General features: G+C 55.5%; 13 protein-coding genes. 1 reads left to right on the forward strand and 12 read right to left on the reverse strand.

Annotated features, from left to right (window positions below):
- Positions 1 to 319 (forward strand): hypothetical protein (locus tag BMY49_RS15710; protein WP_244154987.1); only part of this gene is annotated, 319 nt, incomplete at its 5' end.
- A gap of 5 nt (positions 320 to 324) precedes the next feature.
- On the opposite strand, the gene BMY49_RS15715 is transcribed toward BMY49_RS15710, so the two are convergent.
- From BMY49_RS15715 to murJ, 12 genes are all read right to left on the reverse strand, one after another.
- Positions 325 to 1,491, reverse strand: coding sequence for a YeeE/YedE family protein (locus BMY49_RS15715; RefSeq protein ID WP_089676000.1), 1,167 nt, complete (start codon positions 1,489 to 1,491; stop codon positions 325 to 327).
- A gap of 77 nt (positions 1,492 to 1,568) precedes the next feature.
- Positions 1,569 to 2,591 carry a tryptophan--tRNA ligase gene (locus tag BMY49_RS15720; RefSeq protein ID WP_062363056.1) on the reverse strand — a complete coding sequence of 341 codons (1,023 nt, stop codon included), beginning with the start codon at positions 2,589 to 2,591 and terminating at the stop codon, positions 1,569 to 1,571.
- A gap of 68 nt (positions 2,592 to 2,659) precedes the next feature.
- A complete protein-coding gene (locus BMY49_RS15725) occupies positions 2,660 to 3,988 on the reverse strand; it encodes a hypothetical protein (RefSeq protein ID WP_062363050.1) in 1,329 nt (442 codons plus the stop codon).
- Positions 3,989 to 3,997: 9 nt separating this feature from the next.
- The gene (locus tag BMY49_RS15730) at positions 3,998 to 4,534 is read right to left on the reverse strand and encodes a PilW family protein (protein ID WP_062363046.1); all 537 of its coding nucleotides are present in this window, start codon (positions 4,532 to 4,534) and stop codon (positions 3,998 to 4,000) included.
- Positions 4,535 to 4,536: 2 nt separating this feature from the next.
- Complete coding sequence (gene pilV / locus BMY49_RS15735) at positions 4,537 to 4,947, reverse strand: type IV pilus modification protein PilV (protein WP_062363043.1); 411 nt, start codon at positions 4,945 to 4,947, stop codon at positions 4,537 to 4,539.
- The gene (locus BMY49_RS15740; protein WP_089676001.1) at positions 4,947 to 5,381 is read right to left on the reverse strand and encodes a type IV pilin protein; all 435 of its coding nucleotides are present in this window, start codon (positions 5,379 to 5,381) and stop codon (positions 4,947 to 4,949) included. The genes pilV and BMY49_RS15740 overlap by 1 nt, the downstream gene beginning before the upstream one ends.
- A 34-nt stretch (positions 5,382 to 5,415) precedes the next feature.
- Positions 5,416 to 6,396, reverse strand: coding sequence for a 4-hydroxy-3-methylbut-2-enyl diphosphate reductase (ispH, locus tag BMY49_RS15745; protein ID WP_089676002.1), 981 nt, complete (start codon positions 6,394 to 6,396; stop codon positions 5,416 to 5,418).
- A gap of 36 nt (positions 6,397 to 6,432) precedes the next feature.
- Positions 6,433 to 6,876, reverse strand: a complete 444-nt coding sequence (gene fkpB, locus BMY49_RS15750; RefSeq protein WP_089676003.1) for an FKBP-type peptidyl-prolyl cis-trans isomerase — start codon at positions 6,874 to 6,876, stop codon at positions 6,433 to 6,435.
- 28 nt (positions 6,877 to 6,904) lie between these two features.
- Positions 6,905 to 7,438 (reverse strand): signal peptidase II, encoded by a 534-nt coding sequence (gene lspA, locus BMY49_RS15755; protein ID WP_089676004.1) that lies wholly within the window; start codon positions 7,436 to 7,438, stop codon positions 6,905 to 6,907.
- A complete protein-coding gene (ileS, locus tag BMY49_RS15760) occupies positions 7,431 to 10,262 on the reverse strand; it encodes an isoleucine--tRNA ligase (RefSeq protein WP_208596212.1) in 2,832 nt (943 codons plus the stop codon). The genes lspA and ileS overlap by 8 nt, the downstream gene beginning before the upstream one ends.
- A 7-nt stretch (positions 10,263 to 10,269) precedes the next feature.
- On the reverse strand, positions 10,270 to 11,307 hold the full coding sequence (gene ribF / locus BMY49_RS15765; protein ID WP_074211475.1) for a bifunctional riboflavin kinase/FAD synthetase: 1,038 nt from the start codon (positions 11,305 to 11,307) through the stop codon (positions 10,270 to 10,272).
- 138 nt (positions 11,308 to 11,445) lie between these two features.
- Positions 11,446 to 13,023, reverse strand: a complete 1,578-nt coding sequence (murJ, locus tag BMY49_RS15770) for a murein biosynthesis integral membrane protein MurJ (RefSeq protein WP_089676005.1) — start codon at positions 13,021 to 13,023, stop codon at positions 11,446 to 11,448.
- Between the last annotated feature and the right edge of the window lie 372 nt (positions 13,024 to 13,395).

A 13,395-nucleotide genomic window follows, 5' to 3' on the forward strand; every position in this document is an offset into this window, starting at 1 on the left:
GACCCACGCCACCCTGATCGACAGAGCAAACAGCCGGAGGCCACCGTTCATGCGCATTGAGGACATGAGCATCGACCAGTTGCTGGAATTGAATCAATACGTCTGCCGGCGCATCGACGAACTGAGGGATCAGGAAAATCTGCAGGCACTGAGTCAGTTGCGGGTGGGCCTGAAAGTAACCTTCGAGGGCCGGGAAGGCCCGGTGCTGGGGATCGTCACCAAGATCAACCGCAAGAGTGTGATTGTTCTGGCCGAGGACGGCACCAAACAGTACAAGGTCTCGCCGGAGTTATTAAGGCCTCTGCGTGACGTGAAGTAGGTCAACTACGTCGTGGAATGAACGCTTACTGCCATGTTGCCAGCGAAGGCCGCTGCCATCCACACCCAGCCATGCAGGCTGCCGGAAGCAATGCCGCTAAAGTAAGCGCCAATGTTGCAGCCAAAGGCCAAGCGAGCCCCGTAGCCCAGCATAATGCCGCCAATCACCGCCGCCAGCACAGATTTAAGTGGAATACGGAAGTTAGGGGCAAAGCGCCCGGCCAGGTTGGCCGCTGCCAGCGCACCCAACATAATACCGACGTTCATCACTGTGGTAATGTCGCTCCACACGCTGGCTTCCAGCGCGGCGGCATTGCCGGGTGCTTGCCAATAGCCCCACTGGCTCACATCGCCGCCTACCAGTTCAAAACTCTTGGCGCCCCACAGCGCAAACGCCGAGGTGATCCCCCAGGGGCGGCCAGCCAGTGCCAGCGTGGCAAAGTTTAGCAGTGCCAGGGCGACCGCTCCGGCGACTAATGGCCACGGGCCGGATAACCAACGCTCGGCTCCAGGCTTATCCACCATCGGGGCTTGCTCTAGATGACCGTGGCGGCGCTTCTCCATAATCACGGTCAACACCGCAATCGCAGCAAACAGCACCAAGCTAATGCCGATGCCTCCACCCACACCGGCTACATTGACCAGCGATACCGGCTGGAAAGCGGGCAAGCTTTGCCACCAAGCAAAATGCGCGGTACCAATCACCGACCCCACAATAAAGAACACCAGCGTAATCAGCATGCGTGCATTACCGCCGCCTGCGGTAAACAGCGTGCCGGAAGCACAGCCACCGCCTAGCTGCATGCCTACCCCGAAGATAAACGCGCCCACTAATACAGAAATACCGATGGGAGAAACGAAGCCGCGCACTTCAGTACCAAACAGGCTGCCCGCGCCCAGCGCCGGGAAGAACAGCACCACGGCAATCGCCAGCATGACCATTTGCGCCCGCAGCCCACGCCCACGGCGCTCGGTAATAAACACCCGCCACGCCGCTGTAAAGCCAAACGCCGCGTGGTACAGCACCATACCCAGCAGGCCACCTACGATCATAAGTAAGCCGATATTGGCGCTAAACAGCACACCAATCACCAAGGCACCCAGCACAATGGCCGCAGTTGCCAATAGAGGCACTCGATAGTTAACCGATGCCACCGTAGAGGTCGTCGCCATAGTTCACCTTTAAGTAATGCTAAAAGCGCCGACAGAAATCAAGCGCTTAGCTAATTTAGATAAGGGTTATCAACTAATCAAACAAACCGTCCAAGCCCTACCGCAGCACGCAGCCGATCCATGGTCACGGCGGCTTCCTCACGGGCACGCTCAGCGCCTTTTTGTAGGACTGCTTCAATATGAGCCGGGTCTTCCATCAGCGCGTTATAACGCTCACGAGGGGCGCTTAGGTGGGCGTTGACATACTCAAATACGCGGTCTTTCGCTTCGCCCCAGCCAATGCCCTCTGCGTACTGCTGGCGCATAGCCAACGCTTCGGATTCACTCGCGAAGGCTGAGAAAATCTGGAACAGGGTGCAGGTATCCGGGTCTTTCGGCTCGCCGGGTTCCAGCGAGTTGGTTTTGATTTTACGCACCAGCTTCTGCAGCTTTTTCTCGCTCACAAACAGCGGAATCGTATTGTTGTAGCTTTTGGACATCTTGCGTCCATCCAACCCTTTCAACACTTCCACTTTTTCATCCACGACGGCTTCAGGCTGTACAAAGTACTGGCCTTTAAACAGGTGGTTAAAGCGGCCAGCCATATCCCGGGCCATTTCGATATGCTGAATCTGGTCGCGGCCAACCGGCACTTTATTCGCATTGAACATCAAAATATCAGCGGCCATCAGTACCGGATAGCCGAACAGCCCCATGGTGACGCCTTTATCAGGGTCTTGATTACCGGCCTCTTCATTCTCTGCCACGGCGGCTTTGTAAGCATGGGCACGGTTCATTAGCCCCTTGGCGCACACGCAGGAGAGCATCCACATCAGCTCGGGGATCTCGATAATATCCGACTGGCGGTAGAAGATCGCGTTGTCGGTATCCAGCCCCAGCGCCAGCCAAGTCGCGGCGATTTCCAGGCGGGAAGCCTGCACACGCTTGGGGTCTTGGCACTTGATCAGCGCGTGGTAGTCGGCAAGAAAGTAGAACGACTGCACGTTCGGATCCTGGCTTGCCTCAATGGCAGGCTTAATTGCCCCGACATAATTGCCGAGGTGCGGGGTGCCGGTTGTGGTGATGCCGGTAAGGACGCGGGTTTTACAGAGTTTACTCATACTAATGGACTCAACCATGCCGCTTGGAGAAAATAACTACAATAATCGCTCATCTTACTACGCATTAATTAGCTTTCCCAAGAAGCTACCATCAATCCTGAATTACTGCTGCTACCTGCTCCACCAGCTAGCTGAGAAAATGCTGTGCTTGCTGAAGCATGACGAAAGTTGTAACGCCCATTAGTATCAAAATCAATATCTCTTCTTGCTATTAATCCCCCAACCCACTCTTCATTCCCTCCACCTTTAATATCAATATCGATATCATCACCGGAATAAATCCAAAAGCCATCTATAGTGTTATTCCCCTTCAATTCAAGATCAACCTCTTCCTTAGAGAAAAAAAATGAATTTTTAATTGAGAAACCATTCTTGTCACTTACATTCTCAATATCTTTTCCTGCAATAATAAAAACATTCTCTAAAGCAACATCGTCTATTATTTTGATATCGCCATCCGCAACTATAAAAGCATTAGCAAAATTACCGCTTAACTCTACATCCCCATCGCAAAATATAACTCCTCCTTCTTGATCACCGGCGAGCGTTAGAATGCAGTCCTCACCATCATCATTAATAGGGTCAATTGAATGCTTAACCTCTTCAATAATCATATCAACATCAACAAAGGGAAAATCCATCTTATCAGCTTGGCCAACCTCTCCAGATCCATCACCCTCGAAATCAAAGTTTTTATCAGCTTCAAATTCAACGCCGGCTTGCAACAACCCTACAAAATCAAATTTTCCGTCATTATCTATATCTATCTTCTCTCCTGCTAACATACCGATGCTATCAAACACACTAATGGCATCTTCAACCGTATCTGGATCAAAAGGAGGAGTATCTCCATCTTTAAGAGACAACTCTATGAAAATAGGTGGGCTTTGAGCAATGATGTCATTTTGCTTATTTTTAATGGCGCCAAAAGCAACTATGTACCGTTCAGGCCCTTCGGACTCTATATCTATATACACAGGAAAATATAGACACTGGCTATAACCTTCATCATCACAAATACTATCGTCATATTGGCTTACGACACTAAACTCCTCCTTCACATCCTCATATCTAAAATTTCTAACAAAATCTTTCCAATCATTTATATTATCATCGCTATTTATTATTTCTTGTAAATTATTTTTCAATAGATTTTTGCCAGGCTCATCGCTCCAGAACTCCTGACCTTGCCCACTACCATTACCTATCAAAATATCATTCATCATACTCTCAGACGCCGCTCTCTCTGCATTCATTTGAGCTAGCACAGCCGCACTATAATTCCCCGCCAGCCGCTCATCAACTAGTGCGGCGCTCATCCCAGACATACCAATCACCAAGGATACGCTCAGTAGTACCAGTACGATAATAAGGGCAGCGCCTTGTTGTTTTTGCATAATCAGCACCTATGGAAATGCTTCTGCCCGATTTTGTATGCGAAGCATATGCTTTTCATAGCTTTCCCCGTTCTGGGTAGCTAGCCGTATTGTCATCTGGTAAAGACCATCGTCTAAGTCTTCAAAAGAAAACGACTCTTCACTATCGTCGTAAAAGCCTTCAACAAGTGGCTCAGTGTGCCACCGGCTTTCGCCATCACACTTTCTGCTAACACTTAAAGAAAATTTCCCGTTTTTTTCTGACAAAAAGTACCTTTTCTCTAAATTCTCATCTTCATCGCATCGACTACCCGCAGAAGAAACTAAAAGTCCAATAGCTGCTGCATCCGACTCAACGTCAACATTTATTGCAGACCGGATATCTTGGATCATTACGCCTGTAATAAAAACAAGCGACTCCTGCTTTCGGCTTAGCTCGTCTACTTTTTTAAAGGTTTGAAATGTGGTCAAAAAAAGCTGTCCGGCGCCTAGAGTAATCAGGGTGCCAATTGCCATAGCAACCATTAGCTCGACAAGGGTAAAACCTGATTGGCGCTGGTAGAGCATCATCAGTTACCTAGAAGATCAGGGAGACGAAAGGTGTAAGTAAACGTTTCATCAGTACTGGCTGAATCATTGTCGTTAAGTGTAATTAAAATATTGAATTCACACTCTGCCGTACCAAGCTCAATACCTCCTGAGAAGTGGCGTATTGGTGTGTCGCTATCTGCAAACCAGCTTGATTGCCAATCACTTAATATATTGTCAACCATGTCGTCACAGCTAGTTTCTTGGGCTAGCTGCGCCCAAAGCCTCTCCTGCGCATCCACAGCGGCAAGTGTTACCACCGAGCGCTGGTACCCTTCGGTCGCGCTTTGCAGGGCTTTTATCTGCATGGCGGCCACCCCCATCAGGCCAAAGGCAAGCACTACCAGCGCGATCAGCACCTCAATGAGTGAGAACCCTTGCTGATGCTTCATTACCAGCACGCCTCTGGGGCACGCCCCCCTTTTGCATTTAAGGTGAGATCTTCATCACAGCCGTCTGAGCGTTGGGTCGTCGCGGTTAATATATAGCCGCCGTCGCTTTGGCTACCACTAGCGACTGAAATGGCGTAATGGCCGCTCGGAGAAAGTGTCATCTCCAAATCACACTCTGCATAGGTGTAGTCACGGGAGTAGCAGCGCTCCATTTCTGAAGCCGCTTGCAAGAGTGCCGTCTGGCCATCAGAGCGAACGGAGCGTTCGACGTAGCGGGTGTAGCTGGGGTAGGCGATGCTGGCGATGATCCCAATAATGACCACCGCAATCAGTAATTCGATGAGGGTAAAGCCGCGCTGGTGCTTACCATAATCCCCTACGCGGCGATTAAAACCATAGGTCACTAAGCGATGCTCCCATATCGGTTTACTCATACTTGGAGTATGTCTTAAACCGATACGGTTTGCATTATCCGCTGACGATCACCTGTTCACGCAGCTCTTTGGGCATAGAGAATGTAATGTTCTCTTCACGCCCCTGCAGTTCGACGGGGGCTTCCGCGCCCAGTGTCTGCAGCTTATCAATGACGCCTTTGACGAGCACTTCAGGGGCGCTCGCGCCAGCGGTGACGCCAATACGTTTTATGCCTTCTAACCACGATGGATCGATTTGCTCGGCGTTATCGATCAAGTACGCGGGAGTACCCATGCGCTCGGAGAGCTCACGCAGGCGGTTGGAGTTTGAGCTGTTGGGGCTACCGACCACCAGTACCAAGTCGCTATCCGCCGCCAGCTCGCGCACCGCATCCTGGCGGTTTTGGGTGGCGTAGCAAATATCGTCTTTGCGCGGCCCCTGAATCTCAGGGAATTTCTCTCGCAGCGCGTCGATCACCTTGGCCGTGTCGTCCATGGAGAGCGTGGTCTGGGTCACGAATGCCAGCGCCGCCGGGTCGTTGACGACCAGATTGGCAACGTCCTGTTCGTCTTCGACCAAGTAAATCTTGCCGCCGTGGGAGGTGTCGTAGCGCCCCATGGTGCCTTCTACTTCCGGATGGCCTTCGTGGCCAATCAGAATGCACTCCTGGCCGCGCTTGGCGTAGCGCAGCACTTCCATATGCACTTTGGTGACCAGCGGGCAGGTGGCATCGAATACTTTCAGGCCACGCTGCTCGGCATCTTGCTGCACCGCACGGGAAACGCCGTGGGCAGAGAAGATGACAATCACATCGTCGGGCACTTCATGGAGCTCTTCCACGAAGACCGCGCCGCGTTCACGCAGGGTTTCTACTACAAAGCGGTTGTGCACCACTTCATGGCGAACGTAAATCGGCGGGCCGAAGACATCCAGCGCGCGGTTGACGATATCGATCGCGCGGTCGACGCCCGCACAAAACCCGCGCGGGTTGGCTAGCTTGATCTGTACGGGCTGAGATGACTCTGATGACTGCATAAAAGCGCCTTGATGCAACCTGCATCGCTCAGGAAATTAGTGGGTGGTGATCGGCGTGACGTTGAGCACTTCAACCTCAAACGTCAATGTACGTCCTGCCAGCGGATGGTTGAAGTCAACTTCTACACGGTCACCGTCAATGGTTTTGACCACGCCCGGCAATTCCGTTCCCGCCTTGTCGGCAAACGACATGACCATGCCCACCTCGGGCTCGTCGTCACCAAAATCTGCTCGCTTCAAGGTCTGGATATTCTGCGGATTATGCTGACCGAAGGCATGCTCCGGGGTAATCTGGAATGACCCGCTCTGGCCGGCGGCCATGCCCTTGATGGGGTGCTCGAAACCCGGCGGCAAGTTGCCATCGCCATATTGAAACGTGGCAGCCGATTTCTCTTTGGTGGAATCCACCACCGTGCCGTCCTCCAGCTTCAACGTGAAGTGGAGGGTGATTTCCATGCCATCGTCAATTAGGTAGTCCATAGTTCCTCACAGGTAGGCGCGGGGGCGTTCAGGCCATTTTTTTACGGCGTCGATCGCCCATGAACGACTCCCAGATAAGCCCCACGGCACCCAGCGTAATACCAATATCGGCCACGTTGAAAGCCGGGTAGTACCAGCCCGCCACGTGGAATGAGAGAAAGTCCACGACATAGCCGTGAATGAGCCGATCATACAGGTTGCCCAGCGCGCCACCGATGATCAACGGCAGCGCGATGGCCAGCAGCTTTTCGTCTGCCCGCACTCTGGAGAGCCACACGGTCAGCCCTATGCTGGCGCCAATGGCCACCGTGGCAAAGAACCAGCGCTGCCAGCCCGGATGGTCAGCCAGGAAGCTGAAGGCCGCGCCGGTATTGTGCAGCAGGGTCAGGTTGAAAAACGGCAGCACTTCAACCGGCTGTGCATAACTCAAAAAATGGCTGGCGGCGTATTTGGTCAGCAAATCCAGCACGATCACCGCCACCGCCAGCCATAGCCAGCGCAGCGGCCGCCGCATGGGTGGCCGCTGGTGTGAATCGTTCACCGGGGAGGCTGTGTTAGGCATAGTGACGAATCTCGCCGCTACCTTCGGGCAGGTTACTTACACAGCGGCCACACAGGTCCGGGTGCTCGGCAACGCTGCCTACGTCTGCCCGGTGGTGCCAGCAGCGCTCGCACTTGGCATGCCCACTGGCGCTCACCGCAACCTTCAAGCCTTCAAGCTCAGTGCTTTCGGCATTGGCGGCATCTGCCAGCGGTGCCAAGTGCACTTCACTGGTAAGCATCACAAAACGCAACTCGTCGCCCAGCTTCGCCAGCGTCGCGTGCAGCTCGTCATTGACGAACAGCGTCACTTCTGCCGCGAGGCTACCCTTGATCACTTTGGCGTTACGGGCGTCTTCCAGGCACTTGTTCACCGAGTGCTTCACCTCCAGCACCTGCTCCCAGAAAGCGCGGCCCATCTCGGCGCCCTCATCCAACGTGGAAAGCCCGGTGTAGTAGGTCTCCAGCAGCACGCTATCGCCCCGCTCGCCGGGGATATGTTCAAAGATCTCCTCGGCTGTGAAGGAGAGAATCGGCGCGACCCAGCGGCTTAGCGCTTCCACCACGTGATAAAGCGCGGTTTGCGCGCTACGGCGGGCCAGCGAGTCGGTTTGAGTGGTGTACTGGCGATCTTTGATCACGTCCAGGTAGAAGCCGCCCAGCTCCCGTGCGCAGAAGCCGTGTACCTGCTGGTACACATCCAGGAAACGGTACTCCTCGTAGGCGGTTTCGATGCGGCCTTGAAGCTGTGCGGCGCGATCGACGACCCACTGGTCCAGCGCCAGCATATCGCCAAACGCCACTTGGTCTCGCTTGGGGTCAAAGCCGTTCAGGTTGGAAAGCAGGAAGCGCGCCGTGTTGCGGATACGACGGTACACATCAGCAGTGCGCTTGAGGATTTCATCCGAGACGGCCATTTCACCGGAGTAGTCGGTAGACGCTACCCACAGGCGTAGAATATCGGCGCCCAGCTTATCCATCACGCTTTGCGGCGCGACCACGTTACCGATGGACTTGGACATCTTGCGGCCCTGGGCATCCACCGTGAAGCCGTGGGTCAGCAGCTGACGATACGGCGCGTGACCATCAATCGCCGCACCGGTGAGCAGCGACGAGTGGAACCAGCCGCGGTGCTGATCAGAACCTTCCAGGTACAAGTCAGCTCGCGGGCCGCTTTCATGGCCGTGGGGGTGCGAGCCGCGCAGCACGTGTCGGTGGGTGGTGCCTGAGTCGAACCACACGTCTAACGTATCGGTGACTTTATCGTAGTCAGCGGCTTCCGCGCCAAGCAGCTCGGAAGGTTCGAGCTTGAACCATGCCTCAATGCCCTCTTGCTCCACGCGCTTGGCAGCTTCTTCCATCAGAGACACGGTGTTGGGGTGCAGCTCACCGGTTTGCTTATGCAGGAAGAACGGAATCGGCACGCCCCAGTTACGCTGGCGCGAGATACACCAATCCGGGCGGTTGGCAATCATGCTGTGCAGACGCGCTTGCCCCCAAGCAGGGGTGAACTCCGTCGCTTCGATACCGGCCAGCGCGCGCTCGCGCAGGGTCTTGCCATCCTTGCCTTTGATATCCATACCGACGAACCACTGGGCCGTGGCGCGGTAGATCACCGGCGTTTTATGACGCCAGCAGTGCATGTAGCTGTGCTTAATAGGCGTGTGGGCCATCAGCGCGTTTACGTCACGCAGCTTCTCGATGATGTTCGGGTTGGCTTTCCAGATCATCTGGCCGCCGAAGAACGGCAGGTCATCCGCGTAAACGCCGTTGCCCTGCACCGGGTTCAGCATATCGTCAAAGCTCATGCCGTGCTCGCGGCAGGTAACAAAGTCATCCATACCGTAAGACGGAGCAGAGTGAACGATACCGGTACTGCCCACCTCAGACTCAACGTAATCCGCCAGATAGACCGGCGAGAGGCGGTCGTAGAACGGGTGGCGGAAATTGATCAGGTCAAGGTGTTTACCTTGTGTGGTAGCCACTACTTCACCCTGGAGACCAAAGCGCTCTAAGCAGCTCTCAACCAGCTCTTCGGCTAACAGCAGTAGGCGCTCGCCGGTGTCTACCAGCGCGTAGGTGAAATCGGGGTGAACATTCAGCGCCTGGTTGGCGGGAATGGTCCACGGCGTGGTGGTCCAGATCACCACGGCGGCGGGCTTGGCCAGCTCGCTTAAACCAAACGCAGCCGCCAGCTTGTCGGCGTCTGCCACGGGGAAGGCAACGTCGATGGCATCGGATTTTTTATCGGCGTACTCGACTTCCGCTTCCGCCAAAGCCGAGCCGCAGTCAAAGCACCAGTTCACCGGCTTCAGGCCTTTAAAGACGTAGCCCGCCTCGACCATATCCGCCAGCGCGCGGATCTCGCCCGCTTCGTTGGCGTAATCCATGGAGCGATACGGATGATCCCAGTCACCGATGATACCCAGGCGCACAAAGTCCACCAGTTGGGTTTCGATTTGGGCGCCGGCGTACTCACGGCACAGCTCACGGGCTTTATCCGCCGGAAGGTGCTTGCCGTGGGTGGTTTCGACCTTGTGCTCAATGGGCAGGCCGTGGCAGTCCCAACCCGGCACGTAGGGCGCATCAAAACCCGCCAGGTTTTTGGACTTAACGATAATATCTTTGAGAATTTTATTAACGGCGTGACCGATATGGATACTGCCGTTGGCGTAGGGAGGGCCATCGTGCAGTACAAACAGCGGCGCACCCGCACGGGCTTCGCGCAGGCGCTGGTATAGGTTCATATCCTGCCACTGGGAAACACGCCCTGGCTCCTGCTTCGGCAGCATGCCGCGCATAGGAAAGTCGGTTTCTGGCAGGTTTAGCGTGTGCTTATAGTCCATAGTCCGGTCAGCCGTCGTTAGTATCGGCGGCGTCATCCGCCGAAGTGAAATCAGAAGAAGCGGTCTCACGCCCAAGCGGGGCCGAGGCCAGCGGAAGAGAGGTCGTTAGATCAGCGTCGGCGGTCGTAAAGTAGCGGCGCGCCTTGGCTTGGTCCTGGTGAATCTGTGCTTTTAGCGCGTCAAAATCGTCAAACTTCACTTCCCCTCGCAGCCGTGCGCAGGGGTAAACCGTTAGCCGTTGGTCATACAGATCGCCAGAAAAATCCAGCAGATGCACTTCCAGCGTAGGGCGTTTAGACCCCACCGTAGGCCGAAACCCGACGTTCGCTACGGCGGGGTGGCGCTCGCCATTCGCCAATTCGGCCACCACCGCAAACACCCCCCGCAGCGTCAGCGGCTGGGGCAATAGCGGTAGGTTCGCGGTTGGTACGCCAATGGTGCGACCCAACTGCTGGTCGCGCACCACGCGGCCATGTAGCGAATAAGGCCTGCCCAATAGGCGGGCGGCCACTTCAAAGTTACCGCTGGCCAGCAGCGTACGCACTCGGGTGCTCGATACCCGCTCGTCATCGACTTTGAAGGTGCGAGTGTGCTCTACGCCAAAGCCATGAGTGCGCCCCACGGCTTCTAACAGACTGAAGTCGCCACGGCGATCACAGCCAAAGCGGAAGTCGTCGCCCACCACTAGATGCTTAACGCCCAGCCCATCAATCAACACCTGATCGATAAACTCGCGCCCGGTGAGGCTGCGCAAGGCATCGTTGAACGGCAGGCAGAGCACCTGCTCGGCACCGTGGTCGCGCAGCAGGCGCACTTTTTCCCGCAGGCGCGTTAAGCGCGGCGGCGCTTGGTCTCCGGCAAAAAACTCGCGGGGCTGAGGCTCAAACACCACCACGGTCAGCGGTACGTTCAGGCGCGCAGCGTGCTCGCGGCACTGCTGTAGAATCGCCTGATGGCCGCGATGCACGCCATCGAAATTACCAATGGTCGCCACGCAGCCACGATGGGACGCTGTCAGATTGTGCAGACCTCGAATGACGTGCATGGCACCTCTTTTTTAAAAGCTTGTTTTAAAAGCGTTTTCCGTTTTAAGGCCGCTAGCCGTTTTCAAAGCGTTTGATTATAACGAACGCGCTGCTCTGGTGCAGAAGAAGATAATAGCGCTCACGCGCCTGCCCCTTGCCTAGCCGTTCATTTTAAAGTGGCGAAGCCGCAGGCCAAGCGCCGTTAACCAGATAAAGTAGAGCCCGCCCCCGAGCACTACTAGCCCGGCCACCCAGCGGACGCGCTGCCATAGCCCAAACTCTAACCACACCTGCCAATCAGGTGAGACTAACATAAGCGCCACGCTCATCAGCACGCTGCCGCCGACTAACTGCACCGAGTAACGCCCCCAACCCGGCTGAAACACCAGCACCTGCTGGCGGTAAAGCAGATACCCCAGCAGCCCCGCGTTTAAAAATGCAGAGAGCGCAGTGGCCAACGCCAAGCCCGCATGGGCCAGCGGCCAAATCAGCAGTAGGTTGAATACCATGTTCGCGACCATGGCGATAATGCCTACCTTCACCGGTGTTTTGGTGTCCTGGCGGGCGAAGAAACCAGGCGCTAGCACCTTAATCAGCATAAAGGCTACCAGCCCGAAGGCATAGGCGCGCAGGCTCATGGCCGCCATCTGAATATCGTTATCGGTCATCGCCCCGTAGTGGAACAGGGTAATCAAAAACGGCTCCGCCAGTACCGCCAGCGCTAGGGCTGCGGGCACGCCCAACAGCAGCACCACACGAATCGCCCAATCCAACATGGCGGAAAAGTGCTCGGTGGACTGCTCCGCATGACGTTTGGAAAGCGCAGGCAAAATAATGGTGCCAATCGCCACGCCAAACACGCCAAGCGGCAGCTCTACCAAACGGTCAGAGTAATAAAGCCATGAGACGCTGCCCGCGGCCAACAGCGATGCCAGCACCGTATCCAACAGCAGGTTGATCTGCGATACCGAGACCCCAAACAAAGCCGGCACCATCAGCTTTAAAATGCGCTTCACGCCCTCGTGGGCGAAGTTAGGCCACGGCGTCGGCAGCAGCCCCAAACGCAGCAAAAACGGCACTTGAAAGGCAAGCTGGGCCGCCCCGGCAATCAGCACGCCCCACGCCAGCGCCATAGCGGGCTCTTCCATCAGGGGCATTAAGAATAGCGCCGCGCCGATCAGCGAAATATTCAGCAGCACCGGGGTAAATGCGGGCACTGCAAAGCGGTTCCAAGTGTTCAGCACGCTGCCGGAGAAGGCGGTGAGCGAAATGAGCAGCAAATACGGAAACGTCAGCCGCAGCATATCGGCGGTCATCGCGAGTTTATCAGGGTCGCGTCCAAAGCCAGGGGCAAACAGCCATACCAGCCAGGGCGCGCCCAGCATCGCCAACGCGGTGATTAACGCCAGCAGCGCGGTTAGGCTCCCCGCTACCGCATTCAGCAGTTCACGGATCTCCTGCTTGGTGCGCTGGGTGGAGTACTCAGAGAGCACCGGCACAAATGCCTGGTTAAACGCCCCTTCTGCAAATAAACGGCGCAGAAAATTGGGAATTTTAAACGCCACAAAAAAGGCATCCGAGCCATTGCCTGCGCCCAAAAACGTTGCCACGACCACATCGCGCACCAACCCCATCACCCGGGAGAGCATGGTCATCGCGCTGACCACCAACCCCGAACGCATCAGTCCTCGGCGTGGTGGCGGCATATTGGCATGCTGTGGTGTATCGGCGCTCATCAGGTTATTCCCTACAGGCTAAATAGAGATGCACATATCGCCCGGTAGGCGACGTTCAGGATCGAGTAGGAGGGGGAGTCGCCTCCCCCGTCCTCTCACACCACCGGGCAAACGGATCCGTACCACGGCGGTTCCTGTCCCCCATTATCGGGCTGAGCTTCGTTCCGCTGAATTCGCTCGCCTGTGTGCTCTGAGCGCTTCGACAGTCTTTGGGCTTCCGGCCCGCCATACAGTTATCGAGAGCCCTCCGGGGAGGCTTCTGCTCGTACACATCAGAGAGTGGTCAACTATCCACTCGTGACAGGTTCAGCCCTTCAGCTCTTGGTTAGAGAGCCTAATATGGCCTCTGCTGACTCCTGTTCGCCCATCCCG

The sequence above is a fragment of the Vreelandella aquamarina genome, from assembly GCF_900110265.1.
In the GTDB taxonomy this organism is placed as follows: Bacteria; Pseudomonadota; Gammaproteobacteria; order Pseudomonadales; family Halomonadaceae; genus Vreelandella; species Vreelandella aquamarina.

Excerpts from the sequence above, each read along its gene's own strand:
- BMY49_RS15715 (WP_089676000.1), bottom strand. The coding sequence starts at position 1,491 with ATGGCGACGACCTCTACGGTGGCATCGGTTAACTATCGAGTGCCTCTA.
- BMY49_RS15720 (WP_062363056.1), bottom strand. The coding sequence starts at position 2,591 with ATGAGTAAACTCTGTAAAACCCGCGTCCTTACCGGCATCACCACAACC.
- BMY49_RS15725 (WP_062363050.1), bottom strand. The coding sequence starts at position 3,988 with ATGCAAAAACAACAAGGCGCTGCCCTTATTATCGTACTGGTACTACTG.
- BMY49_RS15730 (WP_062363046.1), bottom strand. The coding sequence starts at position 4,534 with ATGCTCTACCAGCGCCAATCAGGTTTTACCCTTGTCGAGCTAATGGTT.
- pilV (WP_062363043.1), bottom strand. The coding sequence starts at position 4,947 with ATGAAGCATCAGCAAGGGTTCTCACTCATTGAGGTGCTGATCGCGCTG.
- BMY49_RS15740 (WP_089676001.1), bottom strand. The coding sequence starts at position 5,381 with ATGAGTAAACCGATATGGGAGCATCGCTTAGTGACCTATGGTTTTAAT.
- ispH (WP_089676002.1), bottom strand. The coding sequence starts at position 6,396 with ATGCAGTCATCAGAGTCATCTCAGCCCGTACAGATCAAGCTAGCCAAC.
- fkpB (WP_089676003.1), bottom strand. The coding sequence starts at position 6,876 with ATGGACTACCTAATTGACGATGGCATGGAAATCACCCTCCACTTCACG.
- lspA (WP_089676004.1), bottom strand. The coding sequence starts at position 7,438 with ATGCCTAACACAGCCTCCCCGGTGAACGATTCACACCAGCGGCCACCC.
- ileS (WP_208596212.1), bottom strand. The coding sequence starts at position 10,262 with ATGGACTATAAGCACACGCTAAACCTGCCAGAAACCGACTTTCCTATG.
- ribF (WP_074211475.1), bottom strand. The coding sequence starts at position 11,307 with ATGCACGTCATTCGAGGTCTGCACAATCTGACAGCGTCCCATCGTGGC.
- murJ (WP_089676005.1), bottom strand. The coding sequence starts at position 13,023 with ATGAGCGCCGATACACCACAGCATGCCAATATGCCGCCACCACGCCGA.